The sequence below is a fragment of the Autumnicola edwardsiae genome (assembly GCF_031846505.1).
GTDB classification, from domain to species: Bacteria; Bacteroidota; Bacteroidia; order Flavobacteriales; family Flavobacteriaceae; genus Autumnicola; species Autumnicola edwardsiae.
Map to the genome: position 1 here is coordinate 1 of NZ_JAVRHP010000031.1, position 18,609 is coordinate 18,609.

At 40.1% G+C, this 18,609-nt stretch carries 16 protein-coding genes; 7 read left to right on the forward strand and 9 right to left on the reverse strand.

Features of this window, described 5'->3' with window-relative positions; genetic code table 11:
- Positions 1–73: 73 nt before the first annotated feature.
- Together RM529_RS07745 and rseP are read right to left on the reverse strand one after the other, a co-directional pair.
- Complete coding sequence (locus RM529_RS07745) at positions 74–2,074, reverse strand: protein-disulfide reductase DsbD family protein (RefSeq protein ID WP_311484235.1); 2,001 nt, start codon at positions 2,072–2,074, stop codon at positions 74–76.
- 177 nt (positions 2,075–2,251) lie between these two features.
- On the reverse strand, positions 2,252–3,568 hold the full coding sequence (gene rseP, locus RM529_RS07750) for an RIP metalloprotease RseP (RefSeq protein ID WP_311484236.1): 1,317 nt from the start codon (positions 3,566–3,568) through the stop codon (positions 2,252–2,254).
- 152 nt (positions 3,569–3,720) lie between these two features.
- Here rseP and RM529_RS07755 point away from each other — a divergent pair, with 152 nt between their 5' ends.
- The 3 genes from RM529_RS07755 to feoB all read left to right on the forward strand — a co-directional run bounded on the left by RM529_RS07755 (position 3,721) and on the right by feoB (position 6,809).
- Positions 3,721–4,386, forward strand: coding sequence for an SCO family protein (locus RM529_RS07755; RefSeq protein WP_311484237.1), 666 nt, complete (start codon positions 3,721–3,723; stop codon positions 4,384–4,386).
- Between the two features lie 88 nt (positions 4,387–4,474).
- On the forward strand, positions 4,475–4,705 hold the full coding sequence (locus RM529_RS07760; protein ID WP_311484238.1) for a FeoA family protein: 231 nt from the start codon (positions 4,475–4,477) through the stop codon (positions 4,703–4,705).
- 1 nt (position 4,706) lies between these two features.
- Complete coding sequence (feoB, locus tag RM529_RS07765; protein ID WP_311484239.1) at positions 4,707–6,809, forward strand: ferrous iron transport protein B; 2,103 nt, start codon at positions 4,707–4,709, stop codon at positions 6,807–6,809.
- A gap of 594 nt (positions 6,810–7,403) precedes the next feature.
- On the opposite strand, the gene RM529_RS07770 is transcribed toward feoB, so the two are convergent.
- Positions 7,404–8,225: a ZIP family metal transporter gene (locus tag RM529_RS07770; RefSeq protein WP_311484240.1), complete on the reverse strand. Its 822-nt coding sequence runs from the start codon at positions 8,223–8,225 to the stop codon at positions 7,404–7,406.
- A gap of 1 nt (position 8,226) precedes the next feature.
- Complete coding sequence (locus RM529_RS07775; RefSeq protein ID WP_311484241.1) at positions 8,227–8,883, reverse strand: metal-dependent transcriptional regulator; 657 nt, start codon at positions 8,881–8,883, stop codon at positions 8,227–8,229.
- A gap of 99 nt (positions 8,884–8,982) precedes the next feature.
- On the opposite strand from RM529_RS07775, the gene RM529_RS07780 reads away from it, so the two are divergent.
- The gene (locus RM529_RS07780) at positions 8,983–11,250 is read left to right on the forward strand and encodes a TonB-dependent receptor (protein WP_311484242.1); all 2,268 of its coding nucleotides are present in this window, start codon (positions 8,983–8,985) and stop codon (positions 11,248–11,250) included.
- A gap of 1 nt (position 11,251) precedes the next feature.
- Here the strand turns inward: RM529_RS07780 and RM529_RS07785 are convergent, their stop codons facing one another.
- Entirely contained in the window at positions 11,252–11,992 is a 741-nt protein-coding gene (locus RM529_RS07785) for a TerB family tellurite resistance protein (RefSeq protein ID WP_311484243.1), read from the reverse strand.
- Between the two features lie 181 nt (positions 11,993–12,173).
- On the opposite strand from RM529_RS07785, the gene RM529_RS07790 reads away from it, so the two are divergent.
- The 3 genes from RM529_RS07790 (at position 12,174) to RM529_RS07800 (ending at position 14,248) form a co-directional block, all read left to right on the forward strand.
- A complete protein-coding gene (locus RM529_RS07790; protein WP_311484244.1) occupies positions 12,174–12,584 on the forward strand; it encodes a BrxA/BrxB family bacilliredoxin in 411 nt (136 codons plus the stop codon).
- Positions 12,585–12,790: 206 nt separating this feature from the next.
- Complete coding sequence (locus tag RM529_RS07795) at positions 12,791–13,522, forward strand: lysophospholipid acyltransferase family protein (RefSeq protein ID WP_311484245.1); 732 nt, start codon at positions 12,791–12,793, stop codon at positions 13,520–13,522.
- 66 nt (positions 13,523–13,588) lie between these two features.
- Positions 13,589–14,248 (forward strand): HD domain-containing protein, encoded by a 660-nt coding sequence (locus RM529_RS07800; RefSeq protein WP_311484246.1) that lies wholly within the window; start codon positions 13,589–13,591, stop codon positions 14,246–14,248.
- A gap of 74 nt (positions 14,249–14,322) precedes the next feature.
- On the opposite strand, the gene RM529_RS07805 is transcribed toward RM529_RS07800, so the two are convergent.
- The 4 genes from RM529_RS07805 to RM529_RS07820 all read right to left on the reverse strand — a co-directional run bounded on the left by RM529_RS07805 (position 14,323) and on the right by RM529_RS07820 (position 18,596).
- On the reverse strand, positions 14,323–15,105 hold the full coding sequence (locus RM529_RS07805; RefSeq protein WP_311484247.1) for an Fpg/Nei family DNA glycosylase: 783 nt from the start codon (positions 15,103–15,105) through the stop codon (positions 14,323–14,325).
- A 63-nt stretch (positions 15,106–15,168) separates the two neighbouring features.
- Positions 15,169–16,242: a PA0069 family radical SAM protein gene (locus tag RM529_RS07810; RefSeq protein WP_311484248.1), complete on the reverse strand. Its 1,074-nt coding sequence runs from the start codon at positions 16,240–16,242 to the stop codon at positions 15,169–15,171.
- A 68-nt stretch (positions 16,243–16,310) separates the two neighbouring features.
- Entirely contained in the window at positions 16,311–17,093 is a 783-nt protein-coding gene (locus tag RM529_RS07815) for an enoyl-CoA hydratase/isomerase family protein (RefSeq protein WP_311484249.1), read from the reverse strand.
- 18 nt (positions 17,094–17,111) lie between these two features.
- Positions 17,112–18,596, reverse strand: coding sequence for a sensor histidine kinase (locus RM529_RS07820; protein WP_311484250.1), 1,485 nt, complete (start codon positions 18,594–18,596; stop codon positions 17,112–17,114).
- Positions 18,597–18,609: the final 13 nt, after the last annotated feature.

Sequence of the window (18,609 nt, forward strand, 5' to 3'; positions counted from 1 at the left end):
GTCACTCAACTTAAAGTTTGTGTTGCAAGTGCATTTTAGACCTACAAGGTATTATAAACCTTGCAGGATACTACTATTCCCTATAAGCAGAAATTCCTTTCTGCAACCACTCATAATATTTATCAGGATCTGGTGTGTAGGCTGCGGGTTCGTTCAGTTTTTCTCCGCTTGGATCCAGAAGAACGTAAAACGGCTGCGCATTTGCTTCAAACCTGCTAATCTGGAAGTCACTCCATTTCTGGCCCACAGTAGTAATTTCCCTTCCTGTAACTTCGGAAGTATAAATGTCTTCTTCAGGTAAATCCCGTTTATCATCTACGTAAAGTGAAATGAGTACGACATCATTTTTCAGAATATTCAGAACATGTTGTTTTGGCCATACATTCTGCTCCATTTTCCTGCAGTTAACGCAGGCCCAACCGGTAAAATCTAACATAACAGGTTTTCCTACTTCTTCAGCATATTCCAGTCCTTTTTCATAATTATTGAAGACCAGGATATCATGCGGAGGCATGAGGTGCGCGCCCTCGGGTAATTCAGCATTGGCAGCCGATCCTGAGGCTATATTTTTTGTATATCCCACTCCGTATGGTGATTCACTGTATTCCATTGGCGGCGGAAAAGCACTGATAAGATTCAGCGGAGCTCCCCAAAGTCCCGGAATAAGATAAATTGTAAACGTGAGCACCAGCAATCCCATCATTAACCTTCCTACAGAAATAGATTCCAGCGGAGAATCATGTGGCAGTTTTATCTTTCCGAATAAATATAAGGCAAGCGTTCCAAAAATCGCGATCCAGATGGCGATAAACACTTCGCGTTCCAAAAGGTGCAGTTGTAGCACCAGGTCTGCCTGAGAGAGAAATTTAAAAGCTAATGCCAGCTCTAAAAATCCTAGAAAAACTTTTACCGTATTTAACCATCCCCCACTCTTTGGAAGTGTATTCATCCACCCCGGGAAAGCAGCAAAAAACGCAAAAGGCAAAGCAATGGCTAAAGAAAAACCCAACATACCAACTATTGGAGCGATCCCTCCTTTTGAAGCCGCCTGCACCAAAAGTGTTCCCACAATAGGACCTGTACATGAAAAAGATACAATTGCCAGCGCCAGCGCCATAAAGAAAATGCCAATTATCCCTCCCCGATCTGCCTGGGAATCCACTTTGTTGGCCCAGGAATTGGGAAGCATAATATCGAAAGCGCCAAAAAACGAGACAGCAAAAATTACCAATATCGCAAAGAAAATCAGGTTAAACCAGACGTTAGTCGCCAGTGCATTAAGAGAATCTGCACCAAAAATGGCAGTTACGGCTGTTCCCAGCAAAACATAAATAACAACAATGGAAATCCCATAAATTATGGCATTCCGTATTCCCTTTGCCCGGGTTTTACTTTGCTTGGTAAAATAACTTACCGTCATGGGAATCATAGGAAAAACGCAGGGCGTAAGCAGTGCCGCAAAACCTGAAAGGAAAGCGATAAAGAAGATACCCCATAAGCCTTTTTTATTTTCTTTTGCAGAAGTTATTCCTGTTTCTACCTCATTTGAAATATCTACAGGCTCTTCTGAATTTACATTATCATTAAAAATTGAAGGATCTGCGGAAGTGTTTATAGCTGAAGTAGCGGGCACGTTTAAGGTAAATTCTTCAAGCGCCGGAGGCAAACAGCGTTCGTCGTCGCAGACCATAAATTCTACCGAAGTAGTGATTGTTGCGGATTCTTCCAATAAAATAATCCGTTGCTGAAAGCTTGCTTCATCTTCAAAGTACTTGATACGCATTCCAAAGACAGGATCGTCTACTGTTACTCCCTCCTCTTCTTCAGTTTCTCCTGAAAGCTCGTAATTATCATTTTTCTCGTATGAAAAAGTGGTCGCAATCGGGCCGTTTTCAGGGACATCCTGAGCATAAAGGTGCCATCCCGCTTCAATTTCCGCAGAAAAAATTAGCAGATATTCGTTTTCGGCTTCGGAAAGTTTTTCCACACTCGCCGACCATTCCACAGGATCATAAATTTGTGAAAATCCCTGTAGGGAAAGGAGAAGAAATATAAAGAGGATGAAATTCTTCATGATAATAGGTAGTTTTACGTCCTTCAGAAGTTATTAAAAACTAAAACAGGACATATTCTGAAAAAAATAAAGCGACTGCCTGAAAACGCCAATTATCGACCTTTAAACATTTAAAAGACGACTTAAATCAGTAGCACGAAAATTACCATTTTAGAGGCCGCTCCTTGAATTCAAAGTTTATTCAAATAACCATTTATAGATGTCGTTCCCGTTGGCATAAAGCACAAGCGCAAAAATAATTACGAACCCAACCAGCTGGGCGATTTCCATAAATTTATCATTCGGTGTTCTTCCGGTTACCATTTCATAAAGCAGGAACACTACATGACCGCCATCTAAAGCAGGGATCGGCAGAATATTCATAAACGCCAGGATGATCGAAATAAAAGCGGTGGTATGCCAGAAACCGGCCCAGTTCCAGGTGTCTGGGAACAATCCGCCTATTGCGCCAAAACCTCCAAGTTGAGAAGCTCCTTTTTTGGTAAAAACATATTCAAACTGGGCCACATAATCGTGCAATGTCCAGTAACCGTATTCAAATCCTTCAGAAATACTTTCGGCAAAGCCATATTCACGTTTTTCAAAATCAAATCCACGAACGGCAGCTACTCCTATTAATCCCTCCTCATCTGGAGTAATCATAGATCCCTGTATCTCGCCATCCCGTTCGTAAACCACCTCTATTTCCTTGTTGGGATTCCCTTTTGTAATAGGACTTACCTCGTGCCAGTAACCAATTTCCCGGCTGTTCAAAGAAATAATACTGTCGCCTTTTTGGAGTCCCGCCAATGCCGCCGCCCTGTCTGCCACCACAGTGTCCAACACCGGCGACTGGATAGGTACAAAAGGCTGCATAATGCCTTCTTCCCACATTTTGGCACCAATCTCCTCTGGAATAGAAATGGTTTCTTCACTTCCATCCTGGTGCAAAACGGTTATGGAAGTCACGTCCCGCATAAAAAGATGGCGGTTTATGTCCAGACTGTTCTGAAAACCGGTTTCGTTTACCTCTAAAATCCTGTCGCCATCTTCAAAACCGTACTCCTTGAATTCGTCTACTACTGCAAAACCTTCAGGCATTTGTTCGGGACCAACATAGCTGGTGCCCCAAACAAAAAGGATCATCATAAAAATCAGAAAACCGAGAACGAGGTTTACGGTAACCCCTCCCAGCATAATGATTAAACGCTGCCACGCCGGTTTGCTGCGGAATTCCCATGGCTGTGGCGGCTGCGACATCTGCTCTTTGTCCATGCTCTCGTCTATCATCCCGGAAATTTTCACATAACCACCAAGCGGCAGCCACCCGATTCCGTAGACGGTATCGCCGATTTTCTTTTTGAAAAGCGCAAATTTTACATCAAAAAACAGAAAAAATTTCTCTACTCTTGTTTTAAATATTTTGGCGGGGATGTAATGCCCAAACTCGTGTAATACAATGAGCAATGATAAACTAAGTAAAAGTTGTATCGCTTTAACTGCAAATGGATCCATTCTCTAAACTTCAAATTTTAATCGCACAAAAGTAACTTTTTAAAAACTACTAGAAAAGTATAAATCTGCCACTGTTGTCATTTCTGAAATTTTTGCCCCTAAAATGTGACTATTTGATTCCCAGCAGTTAATTTTGCACCAAAGTTTTATTCATGCTAAAGTTTTTTAAGCGATACAAAACCTTTGCCATTGTCTTCTCCATTCTTTCGGCAATAATACTTTTTAGTATTTATTCGCTGCTTAAACCCGAGAAGACATTGCCCGTTTACCAACCCGATATGGTAAATGCGGAATTGGTGGACACCACAGTTCAATATATAAGAAAATACCATAAAATAGCAGATTTTGAACTGGTGAACCAGAACGGAGATACGATCACTCAGGAATTCTATAAGGATAAAATCTATGTAGCCGACTTCTTTTTTACTACCTGCCTTACTATTTGCCCAATTATGACAGATCATATGCTGAAAATTCAGGAAAAGATAAAAGATGATCCTGAAGTTTTACTGCTCTCACACACTGTGTTTCCAAAGACCGACAGCGTACCCGTGTTAAAAAAATATGCTGAAGAAAAAGGTGTAATAGATGGAAAATGGAACCTTGTTACCGGTGATAAAAAGAAGATTTATGATCTCGCCAGAAAATCTTATCTGGCTACGAAAAGTACAGGAGATGGCGGCAAATACGACATGATCCATACAGAAAATTTTGTGCTTATAGACCAAAACCGCCAGATAAGGGGTTTTTATGATGGTACAGATCCTGAGGCTATTGAAAATCTCATGGCCGATATTGACTTTTTAAAGAACAAATAAAAGGAATAGTAGTTTTTTAAGCTTCAGGCTTTTCTACTAGTGTTATTTCCCTTACTTTTGCCTTGTTTAAATTCAATCTAAATAAACATTGAAAGTTACCGTAGCACATCTCAGGCGTGGACAACGGGGAATTATTAAGGAATTCTCTGCCGATGCTGTTCCGCTTAAACTTTTGGAAATGGGTTGCCTGCCGGGAAATGAAGTAGAACTGGTGCAAATGGCACCTTTTAGAGATCCCCTGTACCTCAATGTTAACGGAAGCCACCTGGCTATTAGAAAGGAAACGGCTCTACAGATTGAAATAGAATTAATCGACTAGCATGGGCAAACAAATTAATGTCGCCTTAATAGGAAACCCCAATACCGGGAAAACTTCTGTTTTTAACCAGCTTACAGGATTAAACCAGAAGGTGGGAAATTATCCCGGAATCACGGTAGAAAAGAAAGAAGGCATCTGCAAATTGCCCCGCGGGTTAAAAGCTCATATTCTTGACCTGCCGGGAACTTACAGCCTTAATGCATCTTCCCTGGATGAAAATGTGGTGATAGAGCTTCTGCTCAATAAAAATGATAAAGATTATCCAGATGTCGCCGTTGTGGTGAGCGATGTCGAAAACCTTAAGCGAAACCTTCTTCTGTTTACCCAAATCAAAGATCTTGGTATTCCTACTATTCTTGTTGTTAACATGGCAGACCGTATGGAACGCAAAGGAATTTCACTGGACATAGACCTGCTGGAAGACCGCTTAAAGACCAAAATTGCCCTGGTAAGTGCAAGAAAAAACCAGGGGATCAATGAGCTTAAGGAAATGATCATTAATTATAAGCACATTCCTACAGAACCCTGCTTAAATGCTTCCATAATTGACCCTGAATATTTTGACAGGCTACGAAAAGCCTTTCCTAATCAATCCATATACAAACTTTGGCTGGTAATTACCCAGGATGTTAACTTCGGAAATATTGACCGGAAGGAACTAAATAAATCCACAGACTTTAATACCAAGTCCGAAAGTGACTTAAAACGCCTTCAGCAGAAAGAGACGGTTTTAAGATATCAATTTATAAACGGCACTTTAAAACAAGCCCTTACCGTAGATATTAATGCTGCGACAGATCTAAGGGCAAAACTGGACAGGGTGCTCACCCATAAAGTTTGGGGATACGTAATTTTCTTTTCTATCCTGTTGCTGATATTCCAGGCCATTTATAACTGGTCCAGCTACCCGATGGACCTTATAGACGAGACTTTTGCATCCCTCAGCGAAATTGTGAACAACACCTTTCCTCCCGGGGTTTTTACAGACCTCATGGCCGAAGGCATAATTCCCGGACTTGGAGGAATTATAATTTTTATTCCGCAGATTGCATTTCTGTTTCTGTTTATAAGCATTTTAGAAGAAACGGGGTATATGAGCCGGGTTGTTTTTTTGATGGACCGGATTATGCGAAGATTTGGATTAAGTGGTAAAAGCGTGGTCCCGCTGGTTTCCGGAACTGCCTGCGCAATTCCCGCAGTTATGGCGACCAGAAATATCGAAAACTGGAAAGAACGCCTTATCACCATTCTGGTAGTTCCTTTCACAACCTGTTCTGCAAGGCTTCCGGTGTATCTGATTATTATTGCACTCGTAATTCCGGATGAAACAATCTTCGGGTTTAATTACCAGGGGCTTACTTTAATGTTACTTTACCTAATAGGCTTTGGGACAGCTATCTTTTCGGCATGGATTTTAAACAGCATATTAAACATTAAAAACAGGACTTATTTTGTTATCGAAATGCCGAATTACAAGGTACCGATGATAAAAAATATCGCTATTAACGTAGTTGAAAAAACGAAATCTTTTGTGCTGGGCGCCGGTAAGATCATTTTGGCAATTTCAATAATCCTGTGGGTTTTAGCCAGTTTTGGGCCGGGCGAAGATTTTAATAATGCTGAAGAAATAGTGGCATCGGGCTATAACTCTGAAGAAAGTACTTCTACGGAAGAATTTCAGGAGGATGTTTCTTCCTATAAACTGAAGCATTCTTATATTGGCATCATGGGCCGGGCAATAGAACCGGCGGTCGCACCTCTTGGTTACGACTGGAAGATTGGAATAGCCATAATAAGCTCTTTTGCTGCACGCGAAGTTTTTGTAGGAACCCTGGCGACTATCTATAGTGTAGGTAGTGACGAGGAAGAGACTATAAAAAACCGGATGGCAGCAGAAACCAATCCGGTGCTTGGAGGCCCATTGTTTACCTTTGCGAGCGGGATAAGCCTGTTGCTTTTTTATGCTTTTGCAATGCAATGTATGAGTACACTCGCGATTGTAAAAAGGGAAACCAATACCTGGAAATGGCCAATATTGCAACTGGTGCTTATGAGTGCTTTTGCATACGTAGTGGCTTTGGCCGCCTTTCAGATTTTAAAATAATTGTAAGTAAACAATATAAAAACGACTTAGTTACTATGGAATTACTACAACATATTTTAGTTTTTATGACCTTTGCGCTCGCAGTGGGATATATGATTAGTAAATTTATATGGAAACCTGCTTTTTTAATCCGCAGAAAGACTGAAAAACAGAAAGCCTGCGGGGTTTCAGGATGCGGCTGCAGCTAGAAGTCTATTTCTTCAGGTTATTTGCTGATTATAAGCTTCAGAATACACTCGGAAGAACCCTATTTTTCTACAATTGGTCCAGAGAAATGTCTTAAAATCAAAAATTTCGGTATCTACATCCGGAAAAAGTGACTTTTTGAGCAAATCCTGAGCCTGTAACTATCCTTTTTATATACTTCGATTATAGCCGCACGTCAAAAATGGCAATTATCGATCTTTAAGAAAGGTAATGTCGTTGACCAGTCAAACTATAGCCACTAATACACGAATAAGAGATCCTGAAATACCTTTAAAAGATGATGCCTAAAAATGTCAAATATCGACCTATAGGTTGGAATCTCACGTTATTACAGGAATAATTTCAGATTAAAATATTCAGAAAAGGTCGGTGTGAATTTGCAACGTTTTACGCTAAACCAACGTCCAGTGTCATCATCACCATAAACCCACCAATAAATCCCATGGTAGAAATATCTGTATAATTTCCCTGTTGCGCTTCTGGCACTACTTCTTCCACAACTACAAAAATCATGGCTCCGGCCGCAAAACAGAGTGCGTAAGGCAAAATAGGCTCAAAAGTCAGGACAGCCCATGCCCCCAAAACGGCAGCCACAGGTTCTACAATAGCCGAAAGTTGCCCGTAATTAAAGCTTTTCCAGCGGCTTAATCCCTGCCCCCTTAACGGCATTGCTACTGCAAAACCTTCAGGGAAATTCTGAAGTCCAATACCAATAGCCAGCGCTACGGCACCACCTATACTTGCACCCTGTAGCCCTGCAGCTGCTCCACCAAACAATACTCCTACGGCCAGCCCTTCAGGAATATTATGCAGCGTAATTGCCAGGGTTAAAAGAACAGATTTATGCCATTTGGTTTTCACGCCCTCCTTTTCATCCATCTTAAAATTTACATGCAGGTGCGGCAAAACTTTGTCGAGCCCAAATATGAATAAGGCTCCCAGCCCAAAACCTACCACTGCCGGGATGACTTTTACGAAACCTTCCCCGGGGCTCATTTCTATCCCGGGAGCAAGAAGGCTCCAGAAACTCGCCGCGACCATTACTCCGCCAGTGAATCCCAGCATCCCATCAAAGACTTTTCTATTCATGTTCTTAAAAAGAAAAACCAGAGAGGCACCCAAAGCAGTAAGTCCCCATGTAAACAATGTTGCTAAAAAAGCCGCCAATACGGGATCCAATTGCTCAAAGTAGGTAATTATTTGTTCCATTCTAATTTGTTTTTATATAAAGATTGTTAGAAACGATCTGGGAAATTCGCAGTTCATTATTTTCTATTAGAACAAGCATAGATCCATCGAAGGTTTCCTTTTCTAAAACTTTTATCTCTTTTCCCAGGGCAATATTATTTTTATCCAGAAAACGTAAAAAATCTACTGAAGAGTCTTTAACACCCACACATATCCCCATTTTTTCTTTTTCCAGTTCTGATAGCAGGATTTTATTGGCCACCACAAATTTCCCCTGGGCATCGGGAATGGGATCGCCATGAGGATCCCTTTTTGGGAAACCTAAAAACTTATCGAGCTGGCTAATAAGTTTTTCAGATTTTATATGCTCCAGTTGCTCTGCTATGTCATGCACCTCGTCCCACTGGAAACCCAGCTTCTCCACCAGGAAATACTCCCATAATCGATGTTTCCTAATCACTTCTATAGCAGTCTCTCTTCCTAATTCACTTAGTCTTACGCCCTGATATTTACGGTAATTGACCAGTTTCTTTCCTGAAAGTTTTTTAATCATGTCTGTTACAGAAGAGGCTTTAGTTTCCATCTCTTCTGCCAAAGCATTTGTACTAACTCCTGTTTTATAAGAGCGTTCAAGGTGGAAAATAGCTTTTAAGTAATTTTCTTCAGAAAGGCTAAACATAACAAATATTTACGTATTCCAAAATTACATTTTTAAATCTATAAATCCTATTTTTAGACTTGTCTAAATTATAGTTGTACATTTGACAAAATCCTAGATATGAAATTACTAACATGTATAACTTTATTAACTTGTGTTATTACCTGGGCCCAGGAGGGGCACTTTTCAGGAAAAGTAGTAAACGAAGGATCACCCGTATCATTTGCCACGGTTTATATAGAAAATTTAAGCAAGGGAACTACCGCAGACGAAAATGGAGATTTTATGCTTAGAAATATTCCCGCTGGAAGGCATCAGGTAAAAATCAGTTCTATTGGCTACAAAAGTTTAGAAGAACAGATCATTATAATCGCTAACAGTAAAACTGAGGAAACCCTGGAACTTGAACTCAACCAATCTGAGTTAAATGAAGTTATTATCGTAGATACCCAGACCAGACTCACCCGAAGGACTCCATATAATATCTCCAGTATAGATATGCAGGGGATAGTATCAAAAGGTAATCCCAACGGGATGATGGGCAGTTTAAGAGAAGTCCCGGGAGTCTATGGGGCCGAATTTGGACAGGGAATTGTTAAGCCGTTTATACGCGGCCTGGGATTCTCCCGGGTAGTCACCATTTACCAGGGAAACAAACTGGAAAATCACCAGTGGGGCGCAGACCATGGATTGGGTATAAACGATTTGGGTGTAAAGAAGGTAGATGTGATTAAAGGTCCGGCTTCGGTTTTATATGGCTCTGGAGCACTGGGAGGTGTATTACTAACCCATGATGACGAATTTTACAAAGAATCGAATAAAATTTCCGGGAATATTGGGACTACTTTCAACAGTATTTCAAACGGGATAAGAACTTACGGCTCCATTGGAAAAATGCTTACTAACCAAATATTTTTCGCCGCAGACCTGGCTTACGAGAACCATGCCGACTATAAGAACGGCAATAACAAGATAATTGGAAATAGCAGGTTTAATACTAAAACTCTTAGAATCCATACCGGAATTGAAGGGGAACATTTTCAGAATAAATTATCATTTTCCTACAATGATCAAAAGTTGGGGATCATTCTGGATGAAGAAATGCAGGAGAGCAAAAGCCTGGCAACCACCAGAAATGACAGGGAGATGCAATTGCCTTTTCAGAAGGTAGAAGATTTCCTGCTATCCTATAATCAAAATACACAGCATAAGGACCTGAAAACTTCCCTGCACCTTTCCCACCACTCTAATATTCGTAAGGAAATTGAACAAGATTATGACCTGGTGGATCTAGGGTTACAACAAAACCATACTTTTTTAAATGCCCGGATAAGTTTAAACGGGGGAAAAATAAATCACAGCTTTGGGACACAGGGAAGTTTTGTAAAAACCCGAAACATTAAAGACTCGCAGGAATTTTTAATACCCGATGCCGATGTTTTTGAAAGTGGCTTATACTACCTCGCTAGTCTGGAACTAAATTCCTGGTACTTCCAGGGAGCACTGCGTTACGATTTTCGTAAAGTAACTGCAGATGCGGGTTCGGCAGAATTAATTGAGGATGATTTTATTTTACCGGGCAATCCCGATAACCGGAAACTGACCAGAACATTTAACGGGTTTACAGGATCTATTGGCGCCACAAAAAATTTTGACCAGAAGAATCAGTTAAAACTGAATTTCTCCACCGGGTTCAGAGCACCAGATCTTGCAGAATTGTTCTCCAATGGCCCACATCCCGGTACAAGTCGCTTTGAAAAAGGTAATGATGGATTTGGCAGGGAACAAAGCGTGCAAGCTGATATAAACTATACCTACCGGAATAAATGGTTTGAAGGTGTTTTTTCAGCTTTTGGAAGTAAAGTGAACAATTACATTTATTTCACGTCGACTACGGAAACTATACCGGAAGAAAACCTTGAAGTATGGTCTTACCTGCAAACAAACGCATTTTTGTACGGAGCTGAATTTAACCTGAAAAACAGCTGGTTTAATAACCAAAGACTGGTGACTAAATTTTCGGGCGCATTTGTACGTGCAGAAGACCTTAAAAGTAACCGGAACCTTAGTTTTATCCCTCCGGATAATTTTAACCTGGAATTGGGGTATTTCGGATTAAAGGATAAATCACTTTATGCTTTTACAAAACTCAGGATGATAAGTGATCAAAACAGGGCCGGGTTAAATGAAGAGACTACAGCTGGTTACACCTTGCTGAACCTGGGATTGAGTAAAAAATTCCATTTCGAAAATCATCAATTAGAAACAGGTATAACCGCTTACAATGCTTTAAATGACAATTATGTTGACCATATGTCCATTTTAAGGGCATTTAACGTGAGCAGCCCCGGCCGGAATATAATGTTGAACCTTAAATATAACTTTTAAGTTACATTCCCCGCTCCTTCTGGATTTGTTCGTAGGCTTCCTGTACTTTCCGGAACTTTTCTTCGGCTCCCTTGCGATAGGCTTCGTCCATATGGCCCAGTTTATCGGGGTGGTATTTTTTAGCCATGGTCCTAAAGGCCTTTTTTACTTCAGCATCTGTAGCGCTCTTGTCGATTTCAAGGATTTTATAAGCACTTTCTGCTGTCTTTTTAAAGAACATCGCTTTAATACTTTCAAAATCCATTTTACTTATACGGAGATATCCGGCTATTTCCTGAATGATCCTGGTTTCAGCTTCGCTCACCGTACCATCTGCCTGAGCTATTCCGAAGAGAAAATGAGTGATTTGGAGGCGAGTAGGATACTTGGTGCGATGTGCAAGATACTGTGCTATACGGTAAGAAGAAAGCTCCCGGTTCTTAATTACATCATTAAAGGTCCTGAAGGTCGCATTTGCCCGTTCCTTACCATAGGAACTAACAAAATAAGAACGCACATAATCAAGCTCTCTCTGGGAAACCTGCCCATCGGCTTTAATAACCAGGGCACATAGCGAAAGCAGGTTAAGTTCAAAATCTCCCGGGGAGACTGTCTTTTTTTTCTGTTCGCCAAATAAACCATCCAGTAACCCTCCACTGGAACGTATATAGTTATCTAAAACAGTTCCTAAAATAAATCCCAGGATAGCACCTGCAAATCTAAAATACATGAAGCCCAGCAGGGCCGCAAACCATTTAATCATGAGGCAATTCTTTTAAAAAGCAAAGATACTATTTTATAGAAGTATAAAACCGCAACGGGATCTATAAAACCTAAGCTTTATAAATTCAACCTATTATCTGATAGGAATTTGAGATATGCTCACGTGAACAATATTTGGTATCTTTGTAGTTCACAATTAGTTTAATATAAAATTACAATATATGTATCCAGCAGATTTAGTAAAACCAATGCGAGAAGACCTTACCAATATAGGTTTTGAAGAATTACATACTGTAGAAGAAGTTGATGCCGCTATGAAGAAGGAAGGAACTACATTGGTAGTAGTTAATTCGGTATGTGGTTGTGCTGCAGCTAACGCTCGTCCAGGGGCAAGAATGTCTTTACAGAATGCGAAAAAACCAGATAATTTATATACTGTCTTTGCAGGTGTAGATAAAGAAGCTACAGACAAAGCCCGTGGTTATATGGTTCCTTTTCCTCCATCTTCGCCATCTATGGCACTTTATAAAGACGGGGAGCTGGTTCACATGCTGGAGCGCCATCATATTGAAGGACGCCCTGCAGAAATGATCGCAGAAAATCTTACAGGAGCTTATAACGAGTTCTGCTAAGATTTTTTAAAAAAAGAATTTTAAAACCGTTTGGATTTTTTTCTGAACGGTTTTTTTATTTTTTTTCAATGAAGAGACGTAACCTTTACTGGAAAGTGACATCTTATATTTACTACAGGAGAACCAAATATGATTACCACATAAGATTCACCTCTACTTGCCCGGTGTAGGTTTAAAACCATATTTTTGTCGTTTTAAATTTAGTAATGAAAAAAGTACTTTCTTATCCGCTTTCGGTAATAAGCTATATTTTCTTTTTTATAAATCTTGCAGTCTTTCATATCATCCAATGGATTTCTTTAAAACTGGGAGGATACTATGCTCACAAGAAAAGTGTGGACATTTTTAACTTATTCCTGATGAGGTGCCTGGATGTAACGGGAGCCCGTTTCAGTTTTGAGAATTCCCACGATATTCCGGTGGAAAAACCCTGCATTTTTGTGGCTAACCACCAGGGAATGTATGACATTCCCCTTATAATATGGTACTTAAGGGATCATCATCCAAAATTTGTTAGTAAAAAGGAATTAGGAAAAGGAATACCCGGTATTTCCTTCAATTTAAGACACGGCGGCTCGGTTCTTATAGATCGTAAGAATCCGCGGGAATCTTTAACGAAAATGGGCAAATTTGCTGATTATCTTAAGGAGACCAACAGATCTGCCGTTATTTTTCCTGAAGGCACCAGGAGCCGCACCGGTCATCCTAAAAAGTTTGCTGTACGAGGTATGCAGATACTTTTTAAAAAAATGCCAGATGCAATGGTAGTACCACTTACTATTAACAATTCCTGGAAGCTGTTTCAGCACGGACTTTTTCCTTTAGGCCTGGGCGTGCATTTTAAATTAAAAGTACATAAGCCCATCCCCGTATCTTCAGACGATCCAGACAGCCTTATTGCGCTGGTGGAGCGCACAATTATTTCAGATATTAAATAAGATTATTTTACTAACCCGCTAAACCTCACAGGTTTTAAAAACCTGTAAGGTTTGTAACACAAATTAATGACCTCACAAGAAACCGGAATTATAGAAAATACCACAGTATTTGTAAAAGAAACTCTAAAAGGTGCCGAAGGTGGCCACGACTGGTTTCACATTCAACGGGTTTTTAATAACGCAAAACTTATCGCTGAAGGAGAAGATGCTAATAATCTTGTTATCGCTCTGGGAGCGCTTTTACATGATATTGCAGATTCCAAATTTCATAATGGAGACGAAACCGTTGGACCCAAGATTGCAGAAGAATTTTTGAAATCCCAAAAGGTTTCTTCGGAAGTTATCCAACATGTGATAAAAATTATCGAAAATATTTCTTTTAAAGGCGGAAACGTAGCCCGAAAATTTAGTTCTAAAGAGCTGGATATTGTACAGGATGCAGACCGGCTGGATGCACTTGGTGCTATTGGGATTGCACGGACTTTCAATTATGGCGGATTTAAAGGCAGAGGTTTGTATGATCCCGAAATTGAACCGAACCTCAACATGACCAAAGAAGAATATAAAGCTTCCAATGCGCCTACCATTAATCATTTCTACGAAAAACTGCTTTTACTTAAAGACAGGATGAACACCGAAACCGGCCGCAAAATCGCTGCAGAAAGGCATAATTTTATGGAGCTTTATCTCGATCAATTCTATAACGAGTGGAATGGTGAGGCATGAAAATTGCCAATTTTCGACCTTCATTAATTTATTGGACCAAATCTACTTTGTTATTGCTGCAAAGGTGATGTTAACTATTTTTCAACCTGGCAATCGGGGCAAAAATAGGTGCTTCTCCCGGAAATTTTTATCATCTCCACCTTGCCCTTACAATCTGGACAGTCTGCTCCTTCCTTCCGGTGCCTTGTGAGGTAACTCTCAGGTAGTTTTGAATCTTCAGTCTTACTTTTTATGACTTTTTTCAGAATTTTTTCCATTTTTTCGAACAAAGACTTCTTCTCTTTTTCAGAAAGCTTTGCCGTACTCGTTTTCGGATGAATTTTACACTGAAAAAGGATTTCATCAGCATATAAATTACCAATTCCGGCAATAAGATGCTGGTCTGTTAATGCACTTTTTATACTTCCTTTTTTATCCTGAAGCAAATCCATAAATTCCTCTTCCTTGACATCCAGCGCATGGTTCCCTAAAGAATGTTTCTTCTGAAAATCTTCTATTCCTTCAGCTAAATAAATTTTTCCGAATTTACGCGGACAAACAAAGGACAAACGTGAATCATCTTCAAAAAAGAGCGTAAGCTGGGCATGTTTTGGAACTTCATCATGCTGATAAAATTCCATTTTTCCGGACATTCCAAAATGAAGCACCAACTCTTTTTCTGAAGTTATCTTTAAAAACAAATATTTTCCCAATTGTTGGGTTCCGGAGATTTTTTCGTTTAAAATAGCATCTTCAAATTCCTTTTGCGGAGACTGGAATAACTTCTTTGCACCAAAATCTATTTTCACAACTTCCTTATGCAGCGCGGTCGCATCTACATACTTCTTTTGATAAGCGACTTCAGGTAATTCAGGCATAGGTCCTTTAATTTCAGATTAAGTTATTAAAATTTTCAGTCTTTGTAGAAAATAGACAGGAAACTAAAAAAGCTTTAGCTGCCCGTCCTTAAACTGCTCGTGGAGATCCAGGTTTAAGGGAGTACGAAGACGATCCTTCAGGTATTTTTTCCTGGCGATCTTAAACTGCTGTTCTACCTGTTCAGCAAATTTTCCTTCGCCTTTCATGCGGGTTCCAAACCGGCTGTCATTTAAACTTCCGCCATGGATATTCTCAATCTGATGCAATACTTTCTCTGCCCTGTCTGGAAGCGCTTTTTTTATCCAATCTGTAAAAATTTGTCCAATGGATCCATTTAACCTCACAATGGTATAACCCACACTTCGCGCTCCCCTTTCAGCAACCTCCTTTACCAAAGGCATAATTTCATGACTATTGATGGCCGGAATGATTGGTGCCATCATCACGCTTACAGGAATGTTTGCAACAGATAATTTTTCTATAGTTTCCAACCGTTTCTTAATACTCGCCGTGCGTGGCTCAAGAATCCTGCGGGTTTCTTCATGTAAAGATGTTACCGAAAGGTTCACATGCACCAGGTTATCTGCAGCGAGTTCTTTAAGAATATCGATATCCCTTTGGATGAGGGCATTTTTAGTAATTATACCTACAGGGTGCCGGTACTTTAAAAAAGTTTGTAATAGTTGCCGCGTGATCTTGAGCTTCTTTTCTATAGGTTGGTAACAGTCGGTATTTCCGGAAAGTACAATGGTTTCTGCCTGCCAGCTCCTGCCGCTCAATTTCTTCTCCAGTAGCTCAACGGCATTCCTTTTTACCAGGATTTTCTGCTCAAAATCGAGTCCGGCGCTGTATCCCCAATATTCATGAGAATTTCGGGCGTAGCAATAAATACAACCATGTTCACATCCCTGGTACGGATTTAGGGAAAATCCCATTCCTACATCGGGACTATTAACTTTATTTACAATAGTTTTAGGGAAGGTATCTATTAAGGTGGTCTTTGAATCCTGCACCTCATCCCCTTCTACCGCACAATAGTTGAGAAAATCATCCCTTGTTTCATGGCTGTACGTATCAAACCTGTTGTGAACGTTGCGTTGTGCTCCTCTTCCCTTTATAAAATCCCCTTCTACCATAAAACAAAAATAGGGAATAAATCCAGATTAATGGAATTAATCCCTATTTTTATGAAATCTGATCCCCCCTATTTTCCGGGGAAATTAGCTTTACGTTTATTTAGAAAAGCAGAAGTTCCTTCCTCAAAATCTTCGGTTCCAAAACATCTTCCAAATTCTTCAATCTCTGTTTCAAATCCATTTACTCCCGCCTCATAATTGGCATTTATCGCCCTTATTGCCGCGCTTATGGCTACTGAAGAATTCTTCAGGATTTTTGCGGCCATGCTTTCAGCAAATTCAATTAATTCGTCCTGCGCGGTCACATGGTTTACGAGGTTATACCGAAGCGCCTGATTGGCATCGATCATCCCGGCAGTCATGATCATTTCCATAGCACGGCCTTTACCTACCAGTTGCGGTAAACGCTGGGTTCCGCCATAACCCGGAATTACTCCCAGGGAAACCTCCGGAAGTCCCATTTTTGCATTGTCACTAGCGATCCTAAAATGTGCCGACATGGCAAGTTCCAGTCCACCCCCAAGGGCAAAGCCATTAATAGCCGCAATTACGGGCTTTGGAAAGTTGGCCACGTAATCAAAAAGCTTCGCCTGCCCATCTGCCGCCAATTGTTTCCCTTCTTCGGGAGAGAAATCTGAAAACTCACTGATGTCTGCACCTGCAACAAAAGCCTTCTCTCCACTTCCGGTTAAAATGATAACTTTAGTTTCTTCGTCCTCCTTCGCGTCGGCAAAAGCTTCATGAAGCTCTGCAATGGTATCTTTATTTAAAGCGTTTAATTTAGATGGCCTGTTGATGGTCACATACAAAATGTTATCATCTATTTCTACAATGAGGTTTTTATAATCCATTCCGGTCTATTTTCGGTTTTATTGATTTATTCCGTGGACTTTCCCACTCCATTTGGGAAATCTTACCTTAAAGATAGTGCCTTTATCGGGACTGGAAATAAAATTTATTGTTCCATTATAGGTTTCCACGATATTTTTAACCATCGCCAGCCCTAGCCCCATTCCGCTTGATTTTGTGGTAAATTTTGGCTCGAAGATTTTTTCTTTGTTTTTATCTGGTATTCCCGAGCCATTATCACAAATTGAAATACAAACATTCTCTTCTTCCTCCTCCACACTTACCAGGATTTTAGGATCTTCCTGCTCCTTTAATGCCTGCACGGCATTTTTTACAAGATTAGTAATTACACGAATAAGCTGAGTCCTGTCGAATTTTGCCAGTATTTCTTCTTTTTCTGAAGTAAAGACAATATAATTCTCATTGAATATATCCAGCGCCAGTTTTACAATTTTTGGAACATTAAGCGTCTCATTTTGCTGCGCCGGCATTTTAGCAAAATTTGAAAAAGCCGAAGCAATGGAACTCATTGTATCAATCTGACTAATAAGTGTATCGCTATACTCCTTTACCTTTTGTTCAATATCAGGATCATTTTTATCGAATTGACGCTCAAAGCTTTGTACGCTAAGGCGCATTGGAGTTAGCGGGTTTTTAATTTCATGCGCTACCTGTTTTGCCATTTCCCGCCAGGCCTGTTCCCGTTCTCCTGTAGCCAGTTTTACAGCACTTTCTTCCAGTTCATCAATCATACTATTATATGCTGAAACCAGCGCAAAAATTTCTTCTGTGGCATTGTTGAGCTCAATTTTCTGGTTCTTTTTGTCCAGTCTCGTCTGATTAATTTTTTCAGAAATGATCTTTAAAGATTTCGTGATATACCTTGAAAGGAAATAGGACATGATAATTGCCAAAATGAGCATAAAGAGATAAATCTCGCCCATACGCATCAAGAAGTTATTGAGATCCCTGTTAAGCAAACTATCATCCTGAAGATAAGGTAAATATAAAATTGCCAGCGGCTTAAATTTATGGTCGGTAATATAACTATAGGAGGACCTGTATTTTCGGCCCTCCACCTCTGTCTTTCTTAAATATCTTCTCTTGCTTGAGGAATCCAGTTTCTCAATTATATTTGGATCTATCCGGTTATCTGTAGTATCCCTAAAGGCAAAACCACTGGATTTTACCAGTAACCTCCCTTCCAGATCATAGATATTAATAGGCATTTCATGTACCTGCGCTATTTGATAAATCTTATCTCGCTCCTCAAAAATTAAAGGAATATTTTCGGTATCAACCAGATAAGTAGTGTTGGCCAAGACAAATTTGAGGTTTTCCTTGATTGCCTGCTCTTTTCTCTCCAGGCGTTCCCTGTGATAGTTTTCAGCTTCCTGTTTGTATTGATAAACGGTAACACCGGCAATAAGAATAGAAGCTCCAAGCACCAGCAATATCATGGATATAAAGATTCGCGTACGCAGGGAAAGTTTTAAAAGCCTCATAGAAAATTTCTTA